Raw genomic sequence first — 19,261 nt, forward strand, 5'->3', positions numbered from 1 at the left:
GCGGCGCGGCCGTTCGTCGTCACGGCGTTTCTGATCGGCTTCGGCGTGGCGCAGCTGGTGCATGGGCCGCTGGCCGATCGTTATGGGCGGCGGCGGGTGCTGATCGTCGCGCTGGTCATCTATATCATCGCCAATGGCGCGGCGGCGGTGGCGGGCAGCTTCACGCTGCTGCTGGTCGCGCGGGTCTGCGCCGGGGCGGCGATCGCGGCGACCCGGGTGGCGACGGTGGCGCTGGTCCGCGACTGCTATCACGGGCGCGCCATGGCGCAGGTCATGTCGATCGCCTTCATGGTGTTCATGATCGTGCCCATCCTGGCGCCTGCCTTTGGCGAGCTGGTGCTGCTGTTCGGCAATTGGCGGCTGATCTTCTGGACGATCGCGGGGCTCGCCACGCTGGTCCTGGCCTGGTTTTCGCTCCGGATGCCCGAGACGCTTGCGGCGGAGGCGCAACTGCCCATTTCGCTGACGCGGATCGCCAGCGGCTGGCGCGAGACGCTCGGGGACCGGCTGTCGCTCGGTTACACGCTGGCGGCGACGGCGCTGATGGCGGCGCTCTATGGGTATCTGAACTCGGTGCAGCCGATCATGGCGCAGACCTTCGGTCGCGAAAAGCTGCTGGCGCTGATCTTCGCGACGACCTCGGTCACGATGGCGGCGGCGAACCTGCTCAATTCGCGGATCGTCATGCGGCTGGGCACGCGGCTGATCAGCCACAGCTCGGTCACGATCCTGATCGTCGTGTCGGCCATCCATCTGGCCATCGCGCATTTCGGGGGTGAGTCGCTGATCGTCTTTGCGGTGCTTCAGGCGATCACCATGGCGTGTTTCGGTCTGGCGACCTCCAACTTCTCGTCCATGGCGATGGAGAATATGGGGCGGATCGCCGGGACCGCCTCGAGTGTCCAGGGCTTTACCAGCGTCACCATCGGCTCGGTGATCGGCGCAGGGATCGGCCAGGCCTATGACGGGACGACGCAGCCGCTGACTCTGGGCTTCCTGATCGCCGGATGCGCGGCCTTTGCCTTCGTCTTCGCGACCGAGCGCGGGCGGATGTTCCGTCCGGCCTGACGCTTGCCGATCAAGGCCGGGGGAACCGCCCGGCCCGCCCCCGTGTTCCCCCTCCACAGTTCAAGAGGAGGCAGTGATGGGCGGACATCAGGTTCCGAGCCAGGGACCCGGCGACGATGGCTGGGACGAAGAAGGCTATGACGAAAGCCAGCGCGCCGAAATCCTGGAGGTGACGCGCGACGGCCCGAGCGACGGCGTGCTGTTGACCGACATCGAACCCGATCTGGGCGACGACAGCGTCGAGGACGAGCCGATCGGCGAACTCGACATGGATTCCGAAGAGGTTGGGACCACCGATGCCTCGGTCGACATGGATGCCGAGGACATCGACGAAGACGATCTTCAGGAGGATTTCGAGGACGATACGGTGGCCGACGGCGATATCGACGACGCCGACGACACCGCCCTGCGACCATGACCCGGCTTCCCGTCGCGCTGGCGGCGGGCGGCATCGTGCTGGTCGGCTGTTCGACCATGCCCGATCCGCGTGCCGCCTCGACGCTGCCGCCGTTGGTCTCGACGACCTTTCAATGCGAGAATGGCAGTAGCTTCTGGGTGCGCTTCGACAATCGCGACGACAGTGCCCTGATGCGCTTCGGCGATGATCTGGAGATGCGGTTGGAGGGGCAGCGTGTCGCGTCCGGCATCCACTATAGCGGTTTCGGTCACGATCTGCGCGGCAAGGGGGGTGAGGTTGTTTTGACACGCCCTACGGGTGATTCCGTACGCTGCACGGCGCAGCGCTGAGGACAGCGGGCGGAAACCGGGCCGAAAAGTGGCGGAAATCCGCCATTGCCCCATTCCGCCCGCATTTGGTTCATCTTGGTGACAGGAACTGTGTCTCTGGCGCCACAGGTTCCGACAAGGCGATCAAAAATCTCAAATGTCGTGCAACCCATGGGCGTCTAGCCGGTTAAGCGGGCCTGGGCTGAGCGGTTCGATCCGCCGCCCCACATAGAATAAGAGAAGGGTATCTCACATGCGTAAGCTTTCCCTCGTCGCCGCTGCGGCGGCCGCGTTCGTTGCCGTGCCTGCCATGGCTCAGGACATGAACACCACCGACACGGCGGCGGCTCCGGCCCCGGCCGCAGACACCGCGACCGCTCCCGACGGCACCCGCGCCTTCGGTATCGAGCCGTACGTCGCGATCATGGGTGGTTGGGAGCAGTTCGACCGTCAGACCGTCGCCGGCATCCCCACGCAGCCCAAGGGCTACAACCTGGACGGCGCGCTGGTCGAAGGCATTGTCGGCTTCAACGTGCCGCTGGGCCCCGTGTTCGTCGGCGCCGAGGGCGCGGTCGCCAAGGGCGTGTCGGGTGACATCGACTGGCAGTATGGCGCCTATGGCCGCGCGGGCTTCCGCGCCGGTGAGAGCGGCCTGTTCTACGGCAAGGTCGGCTATCGCTGGAACAACTTCCACAACTTCGCTCCGGGCGTCTCGGGCGACCTGAAGCGCGACTATCACGCGACCGTGTACGGCGTCGGCGCCGAAGTCGGCCCGAAGGACATCGGTCTGGGCGGCCTGACCGGCAACTCGGGTCTGCGTCTGCGTATGGAAGTTTCGACCTTCGACAACGCGCACTCCTTCCGTCCGATGGCGGGCGTTGTCGCACACTTCTGATCCCTCTCGGATCCAGTTGGCGTAAAGGAACGGGGTTTGGCAGCGATGCCGGACCCCGTTTTCTTATGGGGCCACGCTTCCCATATCGGGCCTATGGTCGGACGGGTGAAGCGAAAGGCGGGGCTGGTGGCCGCCGCCGAACGGATCGAGCGGGCTGCGCCCTTGTCTTGCGCGCTGTGCGACCGGCCGCTGGGGGTGAAGGTGGAATGGCACCATCCCGTCCCCAAGAGTGAGGGCGGGCGCGAGACGGTGCCGGTCCATCCCATCTGTCACCGGACCATCCACGCGACCTTTTCCAATGCGGAACTGGCGCGGGGGTTTGCGGACTTCGCGGTGTTGCGGGCGCAGCCGGAGATGGCGCGGTTCCTGCGCTGGATTGCGGGGAAGCCGGCTGACTTTCATGCGCCGACGCGGGGTGCGCGGTAATTTAGGTTCGTGCGAAGACGCGATGGCGCGAATAAGGTTGGTTCGCGCAGAGGCGCGGAGGGCGCAGAGAAGAGGAAGCGCAGAAGGCCGATAGCCTCGGCCCCCGTTCAGCCTGAGCGCAGTCGAAGGCCACGGGATAACGTCCGCCGAGCGGCTGGCTTATTTATCCTCAGGGACATGGATAGCCTCCGGCTATGTCGATTTTGGCGTGTGCTTGCCCTTGGCCTTCGACTTCGCTCAGGCTGAACGGAGGTGGGGACTATCGTCCTCCCGCGTTTCTTCTCTCCGCGCCTCTGCGCGAACCAACCTCCTTCGCGCCCTCGCGACTTCGCGTGAACGGAAAAGGGCGGACCGAAGCCCGCCCTTTTCAAAATCACTCCGCCGCGACGCCTGCGGCCGAGAACATGTCGCCGGTCTCGCCCGGCTCCTCGTTGGCCGCCTTGGCGGTCTTGGCCTTTTGCCGCGTGTCGAACGCGTCCCAGACGTCGTTCCACTGGCCGCGCGTCGCCGCCTTGGAATATTCCGTCGCGCGCGTCTCGAAGAAGTTGGCATGCTCGACGCCGTTGAGCAGCGGGGTCAGCCAGGGCAGGGGATGCTCGTCGATCATGTAGATCGGCTTCAGGCCCAGCTGGCTCAGGCGCCAGTCGGCGATGTAGCGGATATACTTCTTGATCTCCTTGGGCTTCATCCCCTCGACCGGGCCCATTTCGAAGGCGAGGTCGATGAAATTGTCCTCCAGGCGGATCGTCGTCTGGCACACATCGGCGATGTCGTCCTTGACCGCCTTGGTCAGGCACTGGCGCTCCTGGCAGAAGGCGTGGAACATGCGGATGATGCCCTCGCAATGCAGGCTCTCGTCGCGCACCGACCAGCTGACGATCTGGCCCATGCCCTTCATCTTGTTGAAGCGCGGGAAGTTCATCAGCATCGCGAAGCTGGCGAACAGCTGCAGCCCCTCGGTGAAGCCGCCGAACATCGCCAGTGTCTTGGCGATATCCTCGTCGGTGTCGACGCCGAAGGTGCTGAGGTAATCGTGCTTGTCCTTCATCTCCTTGTACTGGAGGAAGGCGCTATACTCGGTCTCGGGCATGCCGATCGTGTCGAGCAAGTGGCTGTACGCCGCGATGTGCACCGTCTCCATGTTGGAGAAGGCGGTGAGCATCATCTTCACCTCGGTCGGCTTGAACACGCGGCCGTATTTCTCGTGGTAGCAATCCTGCACTTCCACGTCGGCCTGGGTGAAGAAGCGGAAGATCTGGGTGAGCAGGTTGCGCTCGTGATCGGTCAGCTTCTGCGCCCAGTCGCGGCAATCCTCGCCCAGCGGCACTTCTTCCGGCAGCCAGTGGACCTGCTGCTGGCGCTTCCAATATTCATAGGCCCAGGGATATTCGAAGGGCTTGTAGGTTTTGCGGGCTTCGAGAAGCGACATCTGGGGTACTCCGGCAGGTATTCGTTAGATTCGGAAAAGAGAGATAGCGGCGGACGACGTCATGCGACGCCTCCCGCGCTCGCAAAGGCCAGCGCGAAGCCAGTGAGGAACAGTCCGAGCGCGACCAGCATCATGCCGCCGATCCGCAGCGCATAGGTCGCCGGCTCACTTGGCCGGATGCGCAGCAAGCCCCGCGCCGCCGAGGGGCGGAGGAGGACGATCAGTCCTGCCGTGCCCGATGCGATGCCGAGGCCGGCCTGGATGGCGAGGGTACGGGTCATTGGTCGATCACGCGTCCACGAACGGTCTTCATCCCATCGCGCACCACGACGCGCTCGCGATAGACGACCTTGCGGCCACCCTGCGCGCCGACGCCGAGGAACACCACGCCGATGAAGAAGCCGAAATCATACCAGCCGCCATTGTTCGGCACCGCATAAACCGCGACCTCCGGGAACAGCAGCGACAGGCCCCACGCCACGGGAAAGATGAAGCCGTGCCACAGCCCGAGCAGGAAGCCCGGGGCCTGCGGGGCAACCGCGCTCGACACCTGGTGCGCGCAGGCGGCGAGCAGGGCGAGGGCGGCAAGGGCCAAGGCGGCGCGGATCTTCATGCAGCTATCCCTGCGTATGGCAGACGTCCCTTGGGCCAGCGTGCATCGTTTCGCGACCGCGTGCGTTCGGTGCGCGAACCCCAAGCAGGAGAATACCCATGGCAGATCTGAGCGCAATCAAGGAGCATATGGAAGTCATCGGCGCCGACGGCGTCCATGTCGGCACCGTCGACCATGTCGATGGCGACCGCATCAAGCTCACCAAGAAGGACTCGGGAGCCCAGATCGAAGGCGCCACCGGCAGCCATGAAGGGCACCACCACTACCTCCCGGGCGGCCTGGTCGCGGAAGTCGAGGGCGACAAGGTTCGCCTCTCGGCCAACGCCGATGTCGCGGCCGAGCTGTTCGAAGAAGAAGCCTGAAACCGGGCGGCGGGGGAAGCCTCTGCTTTCCCCGCATCGCCGGCTGCGGATAGCCGCGCGCACGATGCTGCGCGCCCGACGCCGTGATCCCACCATCGTCGACGACAGGGCGCCCGGAGCGCGAAGATCGATACGATGCGGGCGCATAATGGGCTTTCAGCGATACCTTAATCTGTGCAGGCGCCGTGTTTCGGCGCTGCCAATTCCAGGTTGCCAACCCTATCGAAATCGTCCGCGCCGCGCCACCGAAATAGCGGTCCCGGCGCAAGTTTTGGCTGTGGATAATCCGACATCTAGAGGCTGTGGCCAGCCATCTGCCCCCAGATATGGTAGAACGGTTTTGCACGCCGTGCGCCGGGGAAGGTTTGCCTCCCCCGGCGCGGCTTGTCAGGTGAAGGACCAGGAACTCGGCGTATCCGATGCCATCAGCGAGATACGGAACGCGATCACCGCGATCCAGAAGAGCACGAAGAGAAGCGCACCCCATTTCAGGGCCAGCCGCTTGCGTCTTTCCAGCTTCTGCATGTCGTTATCCTCCTTTCACCATCGCCTCGGATCAGGGCATCAGCACGTGATCGACCACGTGCACCACGCCGTTCGACTGCGGCACGTCGGCGATCGTCACCATGGACTGGCCGCCCTTGGTATCGGTGAGCACGACGTTGCTGCCCGACAGGCTGGCCTTCAGCGTCTCGCCCTGCACCGTCTTCAGCATCGCGGTGCCGCCGCCGGCCTTGATCTTGCCGATCAGCTGGGTCGCGGTGACCTTGCCCGGCACGACATGGTAGGTGAGGATGCTGGTCAGCGTCGCCTTGTTCTCGGGCTTCAGCAACGTGTCGACGGTGCCGGCGGGCAGCATGGCGAATGCGGCATTGGTCGGTGCGAACACGGTGAACGGGCCCTTGCCGTTCAGCGTGTCGACCAGACCCGCCGCCTTCACCGCCGCCACCAGCGTGGTGTGATCCGCCGACTGTGCTGCGTTTTCGACGATTGTCTTGCTGGCGACCATCTCGGCGCCGCCGACCATTTTCGATTGGGCGAAAGCCGAGACCGGCGTTGCGGCAACGAAGAGGCCGCCAAGAGCGGCAATCAGCAATTTCGAAACGGGCACGATTAATCTCCTCAACCTGGATCAGGTTTGGAGAAAACCGTGGAACCATCTTGGCGTTGCCACCCCCGTCCCTAAGGGAAGTCGGCGGAATTTTGCTAAGCTATTGATATTCAAGGAGCGTGTTCAACAGTTGGCGGTGAACCTGCCCCTTTGTGCAGGCTCAAATGCAAGACGCCCTCCCGGTCCGGCGGACAGGGAGGGCGTCAGATCGTCAGACGGGTGACCGGCTAACGGCCGCTGTCGAGATCACTGGCAGGCCAGGCACTCGTCATAGTCGGTCGACTCGCCCAGATCGAACTTGGGCTTCTCGATCGTGTTGTCGGCTTCCACCCCACCCGCGAACCCGGCGCGCTGCACCGACTTCGAGCGCAGATAGTAGAGCGACTTGATGCCCAGTTCCCAGGCGCGGAAGTGGAGCATCAGCAGGTCCCACTTTTCCACGTCCGCCGGGATGAACAGGTTGAGCGACTGCGCCTGGTCGATGAACGGCGCGCGGTCGCCCGCCAGCTCCAGGATCCAGCGCTGGTCGATCTCGAAGCTGGTCTTGTACGTGTCCTTCTCTTCCTGGGTCAGGAAGTCGAGGTGCTGGACCGAGCCGCCCTGCTCGAGGATCGAATTCCACACCGCGTCGGAATTCTTCGACTTTTCCTTGAGCAGCTTCTCCAGATATGGATTGCGCACCGAGAAGGAGCCGCTGAGCGTCTTGTGGGTGTAGATATTGGCCGGGATCGGCTCGATGCAGGCGCTGGTGCCGCCGCAGATGATCGAGATCGACGCGGTCGGCGCGATCGCCATCTTGCAGCTGAAGCGCTCCATCACGCCCATGTCGGCGGCGTCCGGGCACGGCCCGCGCTCGACGGCAAGCGCCATCGAGGCTTCGTTCACCTGTGCGCTGACATGCTTGAAGATGCGGAGATTCCAGCTCTTCGCCATCGCGCCCTCGAACGGGATGCCGCGCGCCTGGAGGAAGCTGTGGAAGCCCATCACGCCGAGGCCGACCGAGCGTTCGCGCGCCGCCGAATAGCGGGCACGGGCCATCTCGTCGGGCGCGCGCTCGATATAGTCGGTCAGCACATTGTCGAGGAAGCGCATCACGTCCTCGATGAAGCGCTTGTCCTTGTTCCACTCGTCCCAGGTCTCGAGGTTGAGCGAGGAGAGGCAGCACACCGCGGTGCGATCATTGCCGAGATGGTCGCGGCCGGTGGGCAGCGTGATCTCCGAGCACAGGTTCGAGGTCGAGACCTTGAGGCCCAGATCGCGGTGGTGCTTCGGCATGGTCGAGTTCACGTGATCCGAGAACACGATGTACGGCTCGCCGGTGGCGAGGCGGGTCTCGACCAGCTTCTGGAACAGCGCGCGCGCATCCACCGTGGAGCGCACCGAGCCGTCCTTCGGGCTCTTGAGCTGCCATTCGGAGCCGTCGCGCACCGCTTCCATGAACGCGTCGGGGATCAGCACGCCGTGGTGCAGGTTGAGCGCCTTGCGGTTGAAGTCGCCCGAGGGCTTGCGGATCTCGAGGAACTCCTCGATCTCGGGGTGCGAGATGTCGAGATAGCAGGCGGCCGAGCCGCGGCGCAGCGAGCCCTGCGAGATCGCCAGCGTCAGCGAATCCATCACGCGGACGAAGGGGATGATGCCGCTGGTCTTGCCGTTCAGGCCCACCGGCTCGCCGATACCGCGCACGCTGCCCCAATAGGTGCCGATGCCGCCGCCGCGCGAGGCGAGCCAGACATTCTCGTTCCAGGTCTGGACGATACCGTCCAGGCTGTCCGGCACCGAGTTGAGATAGCAGCTGATCGGCAGGCCGCGGCCCGTGCCGCCGTTCGACAGCACCGGGGTGGCCGGCATGAACCACAGCTTGGAGATATAGTCGTAGAGGCGCTGGGCGTGCGCCTGGTCGTCGGCATAGGCCGAGGCGACGCGGACGAACAGGTCCTGATAGCTTTCGCCGGGGAGCAGATAGCGGTCCTTCAGCGTCTCCTTGCCGAAATCGGTGAGCAGCGCGTCGCGCGCATGATCGACCTCGACCGGATAGGGCTGGGGCGCGATCGCCTTGCTGTCGAGCGCCTTGCTGGCGGGGGCGGCTTCGATGGTGGCGGTCTCGTTCACGCTGGTCTCACTATCTCTGAATTCCATACCTCGGACCCCTGTCTTCTGCGTCACGCAACAACCGAATCGGGGCACCGTAGCGATCGTAGCACCAGCCGGGTTTGCGCGAGAACAAAAAGTGTCCATCGGCCCGGCGCCCGGCACGAGTCGGCCCATGCCGCATCTGGGGATGCGAACGATGGGTTACCAGTGCTTGGGCTTGCCCCTTGGTGCGACCACTACAGATTGTGCCAATCCGAGTCCGGGCACAAGAGCCCAAATGAAGCTGGAATGCAACGGCTCATCGCCGAAATGACTCGACTCATGGCGCCGCCGACGCCGCGGAAAGCGCGCGACGCACGGACCTTCCTTGCCTCCGGAAAAGGCAAGGGAACGAACATGGAACTGCAAATAAATTTTGGGGGATGAATCACCCCCGCCACAACCGCTGGTGGCTGTGGCGGCGCAAGCTGCACCATAGGCGCTATCGCAGCGGCAGATAGAGCTCGGTCACGGCCTCGTTCTCGGGCACGTCGGGGAAGAAGGCGACCCGTCTTGCGAAGAGCGGGAAGTCGCCCGGCTCCTCGCCGCTTTCCGGCAGCCATTCGCGGTAGAGGAACAGCGCGGCGCGTTCGAGATCGTCGGCATGCCCTACCACGCGCAGCATCGCGCAGCGACTTTCCGGGATCATACCGGGTTCGATGCCATGGTCCGGGTCTGCCGCTGGGTGCTTCACCCCAGCGCATAGGTCGAGCCGATAGTCCTCGGGCGGCGTGGTGCGCGGGTCGGTGTGGAAGATGGTGTAGGTGGCGCTGGCCGGCGGGCGGTGGCCGCTGGTCTTCCGCCAGGCAATGAAGCGGCGGATCGTGTCGCCGAGATGGGCGGGGTCGCCGCGGTGGGTCAGGAACGCCATCGGGGTGGCGGGGAAATCGAGCGTCGTCACGTCGGCGCACGTGAATCGGGTCTGCATCGTCTGGCTCCTTGCTTGGGTGAGCGGCGCGAGGGCCGCGTGCCAGGGATGCCAGTCCGGCGCCGCGCGAAACTGCGACGGCGCCTGGCCGAAGCGCTGGCGGAAGACCCGGGCGAACGCCTCGGGCGCTTCATAGCCGGCGTCGAGCGCGATGCCGGTGATCGGCTCGCCCGGCCGATAGGCTAGGCGATAGGACGCCCGCTTCATCCGCACGAGCTGGACGTAGCGATGCACCGACAGGCCGAACAGCGCGCTGAACTGGCGGTGGAAATGATGCTTCGAAAACGCCGCGACGCCCGCCAGCGTCTCCAGGTCGAGATCGTCCTCGGCATGCGCGTCGACATGGTCGAGCACGCGCTGCATCCGGGCATGGTAGCGGGCGAGCGGCGTCTGCATCTTTTCCTCCGTGGCGACGCCTTCCTAGGGGCGAAGGGGCGGGCCGCCCGACCGATCTTGCCCATTGTCCATCGGGGCAGGATTGCGCTTGGTCCGGCACAGGCTAGGCTGCTCGCGAACCAGACAAAAGGGGGATGCGATGCGGGCTTGGGGTGTGGCGATGCTGGCGCTGGCCGCGGCGAGCCCGGCGGTGGCGCAGGTGCAGGTGCAGGTGGAGGAAGTGCCGGCGACGAAGATCGCCGCCGATCTCGCCTCCGGCAAGACCAGTAGCGCCGCGGTGACGACCGCCTATCTCGCGCGTATCGCGGCGATGGACGGGAAGGGCCCGACGCTCCGCTCGGTCATCGCGGTGAGCCCTGATGCACTCGCCCAGGCCCGCGCCAGCGATGCGCGGCGCAAGGCGGGCAAGGCGCTGGGCCCGCTCGACGGGATGCCGGTACTGATCAAGGACAATATCGAGACCAGGGAACTGCCGACCACTGCCGGCAGCCTGGCGCTCAAGGACAACGACACCGGCCGCGACGCCCCGGTGGTGGCGCAGCTGCGCGCGGCGGGCGCGGTGATCCTGGGCAAGACCAATCTCAGCGAATGGGCGAACATCCGCTCGGACCATTCGATGAGCGGCTGGAGCGCGATCGGCGGACTGGTGCGCAACCCCTATGCGCTCGATCGTACCTCGTGCGGCTCGTCCAGCGGATCGGGCGCGGCGGCGGCGGCGAGCTTCGCGGCGGTGGCGGTGGGGACCGAGACCGACGGCTCGGTGGTCTGTCCCTCGGTGATGAACGGGCTGGTTGGCCTCAAGCCGACGCTGGGGCTGGTGAGCCGCACCCATGTCGTGCCGATCAGCCACAGCCAGGATACGCCGGGGCCGATGGGGCGCAACGTGGCGGATGTCGCGCTGCTCTTCTCGGCGATGGTCGGCGAGGATCCCGCCGATCCGGCGACCAAGGGCGCCAACGCCTACCGGAAGGACTATGCGCAGGGCCTCGCGGCCGATGCGCTGAAGGGCATGCGGATCGGCTATTGGCGGCCCGAGATGGCGGACGATCTCGCCGCCCGCTTCGACAAGGCGCTGGACGAACTGCGTGGGGCGGGTGCGACACTGGTCGAGGTGAAGGTCCCCAAGCTCGACGGGCTGGGCGAGGCCGAGGGGCTGGTGCTCTATACCGAGCTCAAGGCGGATCTGGCGGCGTACCTCGCGACCGCCCCGGCGGCAGTGAAGGTGCGGACACTCGCCGACGTGATCGCCTTCAACCAAGCCCATGCGGGCGAGGAAATGACGTTCTTCGGCCAGGAGACCTTCCTGAAGGCGGAGGCGACCAAGGGCCTCGACGATCCCGACTACAAGGCGGCGCGCGCCAAGTCGCAGCGGCTGGCGGGGCCCGAGGGGATCGACGCGATGCTCAAGGCGGCGGGCGCCGAAGTGCTGGTGACGCCGACCTATGGCACGCCCTGGCTGAGCGATCCCGCGCATGGCGACCAGTTCGTCGGCCCCTCGGCGAGCGAACTGCCGGCGGTCTCCGGCTATCCGCACCTCACGGTGCCGATGGGGCTGGTCAACGGGCTGCCCGCCGGGCTGTCGTTCATCGGCACGGCGTACGCGGACGGGCTGCTGCTGCGCGCGGGCTATGCCTATGAGCAGGCGAGCAAGGCGCGGGTGGCGCCGCAGTACCGCGCGACGATCCCGGCGGATCTGGGGCCGCGCGGGCGGTGAGGTCCTAATTTACCCATCCTGCTTCTATACTCCCCTCCCGCTTGCGGGAGGGGCAGGGGGAGGGTGTGACGTGGAGGTTCTTTCTGCGACGGCCTCGCCTGCTAGCCTCACGCACCCTCCCCTAACCCCTCCCGCAAGCGGGAGGGGGACTTGTGGGCGGAGTGCTTACCGCTCACTCAGATAATAGCGCTCGACTTCCTTCAGGTCGCCGTCGAGCTCGTACACGATCGGCTGGCCGGTCGGGATTTCCAGGCTGACGATGTCCTCGTCCGCGATACCCGACAGGTGCTTGACCAGCGCGCGCAGCGAGTTGCCATGCGCCGCGATAAGCACGCGCTTACCGGCCTTCAGCTCCGGCGCGATGCGCTGCTCCCAATAGGGCAGCACGCGGGCGATCGTGTCCTTCAGGCTTTCGGTCTGCGGGATCGGAATGCCGGCATAGCGCGGGTCCTTGGTCAGGTCCCAGGGCGAGCCCGCCTCGGGGAGCGGCGGCGGCACGTCGAAGCTGCGGCGCCAGATCTTCACCTGTTCGTCGCCATGCTTGCCCGCGGTCTCGGCCTTGTCGAGGCCGGTCAGGCCGCCATAATGGCGCTCGTTGAGGCGCCAGTCCTTCTCTTCCGGCAGCCAGAGGCGGTCCATCGCCTCCAGCGCCAGGTGCAGCGTCTTGATCGCGCGGCTCTGGAAGCTGGTGAAGCACTGGTCGAAGTCGAGGCCCTTCTCCTTCATCAGCGTGCCGGCGGCGGTGGCTTCGCGCACGCCCTGCTCGGTCAGGTCGACGTCCCACCAACCGGTGAAGCGGTTCTCCAGGTTCCAGGCCGACTGGCCGTGGCGGATCAGGACGAGGGTGGGCATGGGCGTTCTCCTTGTAACTGCGCGTCGCCGTCCTTAGCGAAAGGGCCGACAGGGACAAGCGCAGGAGACGACACGCATGGCATTGGTTCGACAGACGCTGGTCTATGACGGCCCCGGCGGCCCGTTCGAGGGTGTGGCGGCATGGGACGATGCGGTTTTGGGCAAGCGGCCGGCGGTCTTGGTGCTGCCCAACATCCTCGGCCAGAAGGAAGAGGACAATGTGAAGGCCGATGCGCTGGCGGCGCTCGGCTACACGGCGCTGGTCGCGGACGTGTACGGGCAGGGCAAGCGCACCACGCTGAGCGATCCGGAGATGGGCCGCTACATGGCCGAGCTCAACGCCGATCGCGGCTTGCTGCGCGCGCGAATGGAAGCGTCGCTGGCGGCGCTGACCGGCCTGGAGCAGGCGGATGCCGAGCGCACCGCCGCGATCGGCTTCTGCTTCGGCGGCAAGTGCGTGCTGGACATGGCCCGCGCCGGGCTGCCGATCCTGGGCGGCGTGTCCTTCCACGGTGTCTATGACCGGCCCGACTATGCCACTGCCTCGCCGATCACCGCGAAGCTGCTGGTCTGCCATGGCTGGGAAGACCCGCTCTGCCCGCCCGAGGCAACCGTCGCGCTCGCTCAGGAGCTGACCGCGGCGGGCGCCGACTGGCAGCTTCACGCCTATGGCCATGCGGGCCATGCCTTCACCGATGTCAGCCGCAAGGGCGGCGACAACCCGAAGGTCGCCTTCGAGCCCAAGGCCGATCGCCGCAGCTGGCAGGCGATGACCATTTTCCTCGCCGAGCTGTTCGGATGAGATGAACCGCCTGCGCGACGCCTGGAACGCCATGCTGGGGCGGATCACGCCCCGCACCGTCGACGCCGCCGAGTGCGTCGTCTCGGTGTTGCTGGCGATCCTCGTCGCGCATGCGATCGGGGGCGACAATGTCGCCTGGGCGGCGTTCGCCGGCTATATGGTGATGCGCGGGCGCGCCGGCGAAACGGTGGTGCGCGGGCTGCTTCGGATCGTCGGGACGGTGACCGGCGGCGGCCTTGCCCTGCTGCTGGCGCCGCTGGTGGCGACCAACTGGCTGGGCAGCGCGCTCGCGATGCTGGTGGTCGGCACGCTGGGCCTCTACCGCGCACTCACGGCACGGCGCGCCTATGCCTGGCTGTTCTTTGGCCTCACCTTCGCGATGGTGCTGCTCGACAAGATCGACGCGCCCACGACCGCGCTCGGCCAGTTCGTCGAAACCCGGATCCTCGAAACGATAGCGGGCACGCTCGCCTGCATGGCGGTCAGCATCGTCTCGGCGCTGACCATCCGCCGCCGCTGGCCGGCCGCGCCGACGCCGCCGCCAGTGGTGGCGCTATGGCATCCCGCCGCCTTCTATCACGCCGCGCAGGCTGGCATCGCCCTCGCGTTGCTGATCGGCGTTGCGCACGCGTTCGCGCTGCCGGCGCTGGCGCAAAGCGCGGTGGGTGTGATGGCGGTGATGCTGGTGCCGGTGCACGGTCTCGGCGCGGGCGGGCTGGTGCCGGTGAGCGCGCGGCTGGCGCAGCGCTTCGTCGGCTGCCTCGCCGGCGCGGCGTTTGCTGCGCTGTACCTGTTCGGGGCGGACGGCCATGCACCCGTGCTGGTTGCCGGCACTGCGATCGGCGTGGCGATCGGGCGGATGATCGAGAACGGGCCGCACAGCTATCGCTATGTCGGCACCCAGTTCACTCTGGCAGTGCTGGTGATGCTGGTGCCCGACAGCTATGCCGATGGCGATGTGCTGCCGGGTATCGAGCGGCTGGTCGCGGTGCTGATCGGCATGGCGATTCTGGAGCCGGTGCTGCTCGCCGGCCATTGGCTGACACCGCGTTATGCGCCAGCGGATCGGGGTGAGGCGGGCCTCGACGAGGCCGGCGGCGTTTGAGTTTCGCAACCGCAGCAAAAAGGCAACGTCACGCCAGTTTTATCGAACCGCCGCCGAACTGAAACATCGCGACCCTAGCCGCCCCCCAGCTTGCAACCGCAACACCAGACCTGGGGGGTCGCCAAATGAAGTTCCACCACGCACTCCGGGCGACGGTTTCCGTCGCCGCCTTCCTCACTGCCGCTGCGGCGCTGCCCGCGCAGGCGCAGGAGACCAGCACCGTCGCCGTCGACGATCAGGGCGGCAGCGACACCGATACCGCCAGCACCATCGTCGTCACCGCCAAGACGACGCGCTCGGCGACCGCCATCTCGTCGGAAGAGATCCAGAAGATCCTGCCCGGCGTCTCCCCGCTCAAGGCGATCCAGACGCTGCCAGGCGTGCTCTACATCACCGCCGATCCCTGGGGGAACAACGAGCAGAATGCCCAGATCTTCATCCACGGCTTCAATTTTCAGCAGCTCGGCTACACGATGGACGGGATCCCCCTCGGGGATCAGAGCTACGGCAACTATAACGGCCTGTCGCCGCAGCGCGCGGTGATCTCGGAGAATGTCGGCCGCGTCGTGGTGACCACCGGCGCCGGCGATCTCGGCACCGCGTCCACCAGCAATCTCGGCGGCACGGTCGAGACCTTCTCGGCCGATCCGGCCAAGACGCTGGGCGGCATGATCAACCAGACGGTGGGGAGCTACGGCACTTCGCGCACCTATCTGCGGCTTGATAGCGGCGGCTTCGGGCCCGGCGGCGAGAACAGCGCCTATGTGTCCGGCGTCCGCCAGCGCGCCCGCGCCTGGGACTTCAACGGCATCCAGGGCGGCTGGCAGGCCAACGCCAAGTTCGTCCACGACAATGCCGCCGGCAAGCTGACCGTGTTCTTCGACTATTCGGACAAGAAGGAGCCGAACGAGGACGCGACCAGCTTCTTCCAGCCGTCGCCCGGCGGCACGGCTACCGCGGCGCAGCTCTACACGCCGCGCACCCGGCCGTTCTTCTACTCGGACCTGAAGGGCATGCGCGCCTATATGGACGCGTTCGGCAACACGCCGGCGGCGCAGGGCGGCAACTACCGCAACTATTATTCGGATGCGCAGCGCACCGACTATCTGACCTATGCCCGCTACGACGCCAAGCTGGGCGACCGGGTCACCTGGTCCAACACCGGCTATCACCATCACAATGACGGCGTCGGTGTGGTCGCGGGGCCGCTCGGCCAGTCGATTACGGTGATCCAGGCCTATCTCGACCCCAACTACGCCACCGGCACCAAGTACAAGGCCAACGCCAATGCCTCGGCGGCGCTGGTCGCGGCAACGGGCGGTTCGGGGCTGGTGACCCGCACCACCGAATATCGAATCGATCGCGAGGGCGGCATCTCGAACCTCGACCTCGATTTCGGCGCGCACGAGGTCCAGCTCGGCGCCTGGTTCGAGCATAACAGCGCCACCCAGTGGCGCCGCTGGTACGGCCTGGACGTCAACAATCCGGACTCCAGCAGCCCCTATATCCGCCCTTCCAACCCGCTGTTCACCCAGTATCAGGGCGAGGCGCGTGTAGACGTGCTCCAGCTCCATGTGCAGGACGCCTGGAAGGTCAACGAGCAGCTCCGCGTCGAGGCCGGCGTGAAGACCAGCGCGCAATGGGCGAACGGCTGGTTCCCGGTGCAGCCCAAGGCGGGTTCGCTCTCGGGCCTGACCGGCAACCTGCCGAGCGGCCGGATCAACACCAAGAACTGGTTCCTGCCTTCGGTCGGTGCGACCTACGACCTCAATGGCCATGAGCAGCTCTACTTCAACGTCCAGAAGAACCTGCACCAGTATATGGCCTATCTGGGCGGCGGCTCGCTTTCGCCCTGGTTCACCGGCAGCCAGTCGGCGTTCGACGCCTTCGCCCAGCAGGGCAAGCCGGAGACGAGCTGGACCTATGAAGGCGGCGTGCGCACGCACCGCAGCTTCGACGGGGTGCTGAGCGGGCTCGACGCGCAGGTAAACTATTACCACGTCACCTTCAGCAACCGCCTGCTGGCGATCAGCACCAACCCCGGCGGCATCGCCGGCGGCGCGATCACCGGCGGCACCTCGATCCTGGTGAACGTGGGCAGCGTGCACACCGACGGTGTCGACGCCGCCTTCACGCTGCACTTCGGGCGCGCGCTGTCGCTCTACAACGCCACCTCGTACAACAGCTCGACCTACCAGAGCGACTATAGCTCGACGGCGAACGGCATCGGCGCGGCGGTGCCGGGCTGCATCGGCGGTGGCGTGGTCAAGGGGGGTGTGGTGCCGACCTGCGGCAAGCAGGTGCCGGGCAGCCCGAAGTGGATGAACAAGTCGGTCGCGACGCTGTCGCTCGGCGCGTTCGAGGCGCAGGTAACCGGCGACTATGTCGGCCGCCGCTACGCGACCTATGCCAATGACACCAGCGTGAAGCCCTACTTCCTCACCTCGCTGCGCCTCGCCGCCAAGCTGCCGGCGGAGATGGTGCGGCTGAAGAAGGCGGAGCTGAGCCTCAACGTCACCAACCTGGCGGACGTGGGCGGCTGGTCGACCATCTCGGTGGGTTCGGCGACCAACAGCTATTCGCTGTACCCGATCGCGCCGCGGCAGTGGTTCCTGACCTTCTCGGCCGGGTTCTGATCACGATCTGTTGACGAAAAAAAAAGGCCTCGTCCGATCGGGCGAGGCCTTTTTCTATTTCGGGGCAGGGGCGCCTCAGTGGACGAAGCGCGCCACCACGTCGCGATAGGAGCGCGACACCTTCACCTGCGCGCCCGAATTGAGCACCAGGAAGCATTCGCCATTGGTGTGCGGCTTCACCTGGCGGACCAGGTCGAGATTGACGATCGTCGAGCGGTGCACCCGCTGGAAGCGGCGCGGATCGAGCCGCTTTTCCAGATCCTTCATCGTCTCGCGCAGGATCAGCGTGTTGTCGCCGGTGTAGATGCACATATAGTCGCCGGCGGCGTCGATCCGCTCGATCGTGTCGACGTCGACGCGGAAGATCTGGCCGCGATCCTTAATGTTGATCAGCTTCTCGAAGCGGCTGGAGGCAGGTTCGGTGCCGTCGCCGGTGGCGATGTCGTCCACCGCATCCGGCGCCACTTCGGCCAGCACTTCCTTCAGCTTCTCGACTTCCTCCACGCCGCGCTTCTCGGTGAGGCGCTGGCGGACGCGGTCGAGCGTGTCGGCGAGGCGCGAGGGCTCCACCGGCTTCATCAGGTAATCGACCGCCTGCGCCTCGAAGGCGCGGATCGCATGGTCGGAATAGGCGGTGACGAAGACGAACAGCGGCGGTTCGACCTCCATCAGGCCCTGGATCACCGAGAACCCGTCGAACCCCGGCATCTGGATGTCCAGGAAAACGAGGTCCGGCTTGTGCGTCTTGATCGATCGGATGGCTTCGCGGCCATTGGAGCATTTGTCGATGATTTCGACATCCTCATGCTCCTGCAGCCGGAGCTCGAGCCCCTGAATCGCCAGGGATTCGTCGTCAACGAGGATGGTACGGATGGTCATGCGGCCTCTCGGTTCGGTTCCTCAAGCTGGAACGGTATTTCGATCTCAACGCTGAAACCTTCCCCAGGTTTCGTTCGCGTCTCGAAACGATGGTCAGGCCCGAAGGCCTGCGCCAGACGTTCCCTAATATTGGCGAGCCCCACGCCGGTTGAAAGCGTCGGCCTCGGACGCGCTTCGATCAATCCCGGACCCGTATCGGACACGGCGATCTGCACCCTATCGCCGGTGAGCCGAGCCGAAACGATGATGTCGGCGCCGTCCTCCTGCGTGCTGACGGCATATTTGATCGCATTCTCGACCAGCGGCTGGAGCAGCAGCGACGGCAGCCGGCCCTTGGCGACGCGCGGGTCGAGATCGAAATGCATGCGCAGCCGTTCGTCGAAGCGCATCTTCTCGATCTCGAGATAGAGCTTCAGCGTCTCGATCTCCTGCGCCAGCGTGACGTGCGCGGTCGGCTCGTTGGCCAGCGTGTAGCGCAGGAAGGAGGAGAGGCGCGACAGCATGATGTTCGCGCGCTCGGTCTGCTTGAGCAGCACCAGCGTCGAGATCGAGTTCAGCGTGTTGAACAGGAAATGCGGGTTGAGCTGGTAGCGCAGCATCGCCAGCTGGGCGCTGGAGGCCTGGTTCTCCAGGATCTGCATCTGGTCGATCTGCTGCTCGACGATCAGGTAGAAGTTGATCCCGAAATACAGCGCCGACCAGCCCGCCAGCACGGTGAAGGTGAGGAAGCTGTAGCCGATCACGCGCGCGACGGTGATCCCGGCCTCGGCCGCCGTGAAGGAATAGGTGAAGGCCTCCAGCACCGCGTAAATCAGCGTTGCCGCGCCCAGCGTGGCGAGGGTGAGCAGCACTGCCGGGATGCGCGGCAGCCGCCGGTAGAATCCGTAGAGCGCGGAGAGCAGCAGCGTCAGGCAATAGCCGACGATCGCCTCGATGATCGCCTTGATCAGCCCCTCGACCGAAAATCCGTTCGAAATCGAAGATACCGAGCGCAGCAGCAGATAGCCGCTCCAGCCGGTCGCCTGGAGAATCCAGAAGGCCCGGCCCTTGTCTTCGAAGAAGGGACGCGAAAACAGATCGGGCTTGGAAAGGCCCAAGGTCCGGGTGTTGGTCTGCGGAAGCGAAGTCTTTGCCACGCTGCGCCTGTACCATCGCGACGGCGAGGGGGCAAAGGGCCAACAAAAGCAAA

The 19,261-nt window shown here is 65.8% G+C and carries 20 protein-coding genes; 10 read left to right on the forward strand and 10 right to left on the reverse strand.

The window, feature by feature from the left end; genetic code table 11:
• The 5 genes from QZ670_RS05485 to QZ670_RS05505 form a co-directional block, all read left to right on the forward strand.
• On the forward strand, window positions 1-1,068 hold a 1,068-nt coding region (locus tag QZ670_RS05485; protein WP_294252775.1), incomplete at its 5' end, for a multidrug effflux MFS transporter.
• A gap of 76 nt (window positions 1,069-1,144) precedes the next feature.
• Window positions 1,145-1,486 carry a DNA primase gene (locus QZ670_RS05490; RefSeq protein WP_294252776.1) on the forward strand — a complete coding sequence of 114 codons (342 nt, stop codon included), beginning with the start codon at window positions 1,145-1,147 and terminating at the stop codon, window positions 1,484-1,486.
• The gene (locus QZ670_RS05495; RefSeq protein ID WP_294252777.1) at window positions 1,483-1,815 is read left to right on the forward strand and encodes an MliC family protein; all 333 of its coding nucleotides are present in this window, start codon (window positions 1,483-1,485) and stop codon (window positions 1,813-1,815) included. The genes QZ670_RS05490 and QZ670_RS05495 overlap by 4 nt, the downstream gene beginning before the upstream one ends.
• Before the next feature lie 232 nt (window positions 1,816-2,047).
• On the forward strand, window positions 2,048-2,689 hold the full coding sequence (locus tag QZ670_RS05500) for a hypothetical protein (protein WP_058745323.1): 642 nt from the start codon (window positions 2,048-2,050) through the stop codon (window positions 2,687-2,689).
• Between the two features lie 93 nt (window positions 2,690-2,782).
• Entirely contained in the window at window positions 2,783-3,115 is a 333-nt protein-coding gene (locus tag QZ670_RS05505; protein WP_294252778.1) for an HNH endonuclease, read from the forward strand.
• Between the two features lie 373 nt (window positions 3,116-3,488).
• On the opposite strand, the gene QZ670_RS05510 is transcribed toward QZ670_RS05505, so the two are convergent.
• The 3 genes from QZ670_RS05510 to QZ670_RS05520 are packed head-to-tail and all read right to left on the reverse strand — an operon-like array spanning window position 3,489 to window position 5,157.
• Window positions 3,489-4,544 (reverse strand): ribonucleotide-diphosphate reductase subunit beta, encoded by a 1,056-nt coding sequence (locus QZ670_RS05510; protein ID WP_294252779.1) that lies wholly within the window; start codon window positions 4,542-4,544, stop codon window positions 3,489-3,491.
• Between the two features lie 59 nt (window positions 4,545-4,603).
• Entirely contained in the window at window positions 4,604-4,825 is a 222-nt protein-coding gene (locus QZ670_RS05515; protein WP_294252780.1) for a hypothetical protein, read from the reverse strand.
• Window positions 4,822-5,157 carry a hypothetical protein gene (locus QZ670_RS05520; protein WP_294252781.1) on the reverse strand — a complete coding sequence of 112 codons (336 nt, stop codon included), beginning with the start codon at window positions 5,155-5,157 and terminating at the stop codon, window positions 4,822-4,824. The genes QZ670_RS05515 and QZ670_RS05520 overlap by 4 nt, the downstream gene beginning before the upstream one ends.
• Before the next feature lie 98 nt (window positions 5,158-5,255).
• On the opposite strand from QZ670_RS05520, the gene QZ670_RS05525 reads away from it, so the two are divergent.
• The gene (locus tag QZ670_RS05525) at window positions 5,256-5,519 is read left to right on the forward strand and encodes a DUF2171 domain-containing protein (RefSeq protein ID WP_294252782.1); all 264 of its coding nucleotides are present in this window, start codon (window positions 5,256-5,258) and stop codon (window positions 5,517-5,519) included.
• Between the two features lie 387 nt (window positions 5,520-5,906).
• Here QZ670_RS05525 and QZ670_RS05530 read toward each other — a convergent pair whose 3' ends face one another.
• From QZ670_RS05530 to QZ670_RS05545, 4 genes are all read right to left on the reverse strand, one after another.
• A complete protein-coding gene (locus QZ670_RS05530; protein WP_294252783.1) occupies window positions 5,907-6,044 on the reverse strand; it encodes a hypothetical protein in 138 nt (45 codons plus the stop codon).
• Between the two features lie 31 nt (window positions 6,045-6,075).
• Complete coding sequence (locus QZ670_RS05535) at window positions 6,076-6,612, reverse strand: fasciclin domain-containing protein (RefSeq protein WP_294252815.1); 537 nt, start codon at window positions 6,610-6,612, stop codon at window positions 6,076-6,078.
• A 264-nt stretch (window positions 6,613-6,876) separates the two neighbouring features.
• Window positions 6,877-8,766: a ribonucleoside-diphosphate reductase subunit alpha gene (locus QZ670_RS05540; RefSeq protein ID WP_294252784.1), complete on the reverse strand. Its 1,890-nt coding sequence runs from the start codon at window positions 8,764-8,766 to the stop codon at window positions 6,877-6,879.
• Between the two features lie 436 nt (window positions 8,767-9,202).
• Window positions 9,203-10,084, reverse strand: coding sequence for an AraC family transcriptional regulator (locus tag QZ670_RS05545; protein ID WP_294252785.1), 882 nt, complete (start codon window positions 10,082-10,084; stop codon window positions 9,203-9,205).
• A gap of 139 nt (window positions 10,085-10,223) precedes the next feature.
• Here QZ670_RS05545 and QZ670_RS05550 point away from each other — a divergent pair, with 139 nt between their 5' ends.
• The gene (locus tag QZ670_RS05550; RefSeq protein WP_294252786.1) at window positions 10,224-11,798 is read left to right on the forward strand and encodes an amidase; all 1,575 of its coding nucleotides are present in this window, start codon (window positions 10,224-10,226) and stop codon (window positions 11,796-11,798) included.
• Between the two features lie 165 nt (window positions 11,799-11,963).
• Here QZ670_RS05550 and gpmA read toward each other — a convergent pair whose 3' ends face one another.
• The gene (gene gpmA / locus QZ670_RS05555) at window positions 11,964-12,650 is read right to left on the reverse strand and encodes a 2,3-diphosphoglycerate-dependent phosphoglycerate mutase (RefSeq protein WP_294252787.1); all 687 of its coding nucleotides are present in this window, start codon (window positions 12,648-12,650) and stop codon (window positions 11,964-11,966) included.
• A 76-nt stretch (window positions 12,651-12,726) separates the two neighbouring features.
• Between gpmA and QZ670_RS05560 the strand changes: the two genes are divergently transcribed.
• From QZ670_RS05560 to QZ670_RS05570, 3 genes are all read left to right on the forward strand, one after another.
• Complete coding sequence (locus tag QZ670_RS05560; RefSeq protein ID WP_294252788.1) at window positions 12,727-13,452, forward strand: dienelactone hydrolase family protein; 726 nt, start codon at window positions 12,727-12,729, stop codon at window positions 13,450-13,452.
• A 1-nt stretch (window position 13,453) separates the two neighbouring features.
• Window positions 13,454-14,557, forward strand: coding sequence for an FUSC family protein (locus QZ670_RS05565; protein ID WP_294252789.1), 1,104 nt, complete (start codon window positions 13,454-13,456; stop codon window positions 14,555-14,557).
• 125 nt (window positions 14,558-14,682) lie between these two features.
• Window positions 14,683-17,193, forward strand: coding sequence for a TonB-dependent receptor plug domain-containing protein (locus QZ670_RS05570; RefSeq protein WP_294252790.1), 2,511 nt, complete (start codon window positions 14,683-14,685; stop codon window positions 17,191-17,193).
• A gap of 75 nt (window positions 17,194-17,268) precedes the next feature.
• Here the strand turns inward: QZ670_RS05570 and QZ670_RS05575 are convergent, their stop codons facing one another.
• Window positions 17,269-18,072: a response regulator gene (locus QZ670_RS05575; RefSeq protein ID WP_125976632.1), complete on the reverse strand. Its 804-nt coding sequence runs from the start codon at window positions 18,070-18,072 to the stop codon at window positions 17,269-17,271.
• Window positions 18,069-19,208: a histidine kinase gene (locus QZ670_RS05580; RefSeq protein WP_294252791.1), complete on the reverse strand. Its 1,140-nt coding sequence runs from the start codon at window positions 19,206-19,208 to the stop codon at window positions 18,069-18,071. The genes QZ670_RS05575 and QZ670_RS05580 overlap by 4 nt, the downstream gene beginning before the upstream one ends.
• Window positions 19,209-19,261 lie beyond the last annotated feature (53 nt).

Origin of the sequence: uncultured Sphingomonas sp. (assembly GCF_913774285.1) — a bacterium.
Classification (GTDB): Bacteria; Pseudomonadota; Alphaproteobacteria; order Sphingomonadales; family Sphingomonadaceae; genus Sphingomonas.

Bases quoted from the DNA above. Each gene is read 5' to 3' on its own strand.
- QZ670_RS05540 (WP_294252784.1), bottom strand. From the start codon at position 8,766: ATGGAATTCAGAGATAGTGAGACCAGCGTGAACGAGACCGCCACCATC.
- QZ670_RS05560 (WP_294252788.1), top strand. From the start codon at position 12,727: ATGGCATTGGTTCGACAGACGCTGGTCTATGACGGCCCCGGCGGCCCG.
- QZ670_RS05570 (WP_294252790.1), top strand. From the start codon at position 14,683: ATGAAGTTCCACCACGCACTCCGGGCGACGGTTTCCGTCGCCGCCTTC.
- QZ670_RS05515 (WP_294252780.1), bottom strand. From the start codon at position 4,825: ATGACCCGTACCCTCGCCATCCAGGCCGGCCTCGGCATCGCATCGGGC.
- QZ670_RS05525 (WP_294252782.1), top strand. From the start codon at position 5,256: ATGGCAGATCTGAGCGCAATCAAGGAGCATATGGAAGTCATCGGCGCC.
- QZ670_RS05520 (WP_294252781.1), bottom strand. From the start codon at position 5,157: ATGAAGATCCGCGCCGCCTTGGCCCTTGCCGCCCTCGCCCTGCTCGCC.
- QZ670_RS05545 (WP_294252785.1), bottom strand. From the start codon at position 10,084: ATGCAGACGCCGCTCGCCCGCTACCATGCCCGGATGCAGCGCGTGCTC.
- QZ670_RS05500 (WP_058745323.1), top strand. From the start codon at position 2,048: ATGCGTAAGCTTTCCCTCGTCGCCGCTGCGGCGGCCGCGTTCGTTGCC.
- QZ670_RS05495 (WP_294252777.1), top strand. From the start codon at position 1,483: ATGACCCGGCTTCCCGTCGCGCTGGCGGCGGGCGGCATCGTGCTGGTC.
- QZ670_RS05565 (WP_294252789.1), top strand. From the start codon at position 13,454: ATGAACCGCCTGCGCGACGCCTGGAACGCCATGCTGGGGCGGATCACG.
- QZ670_RS05550 (WP_294252786.1), top strand. From the start codon at position 10,224: ATGCGGGCTTGGGGTGTGGCGATGCTGGCGCTGGCCGCGGCGAGCCCG.
- QZ670_RS05510 (WP_294252779.1), bottom strand. From the start codon at position 4,544: ATGTCGCTTCTCGAAGCCCGCAAAACCTACAAGCCCTTCGAATATCCC.
- QZ670_RS05490 (WP_294252776.1), top strand. From the start codon at position 1,145: ATGGGCGGACATCAGGTTCCGAGCCAGGGACCCGGCGACGATGGCTGG.
- QZ670_RS05505 (WP_294252778.1), top strand. From the start codon at position 2,783: ATGGTCGGACGGGTGAAGCGAAAGGCGGGGCTGGTGGCCGCCGCCGAA.
- gpmA (WP_294252787.1), bottom strand. From the start codon at position 12,650: ATGCCCACCCTCGTCCTGATCCGCCACGGCCAGTCGGCCTGGAACCTG.
- QZ670_RS05575 (WP_125976632.1), bottom strand. From the start codon at position 18,072: ATGACCATCCGTACCATCCTCGTTGACGACGAATCCCTGGCGATTCAG.
- QZ670_RS05530 (WP_294252783.1), bottom strand. From the start codon at position 6,044: ATGCAGAAGCTGGAAAGACGCAAGCGGCTGGCCCTGAAATGGGGTGCG.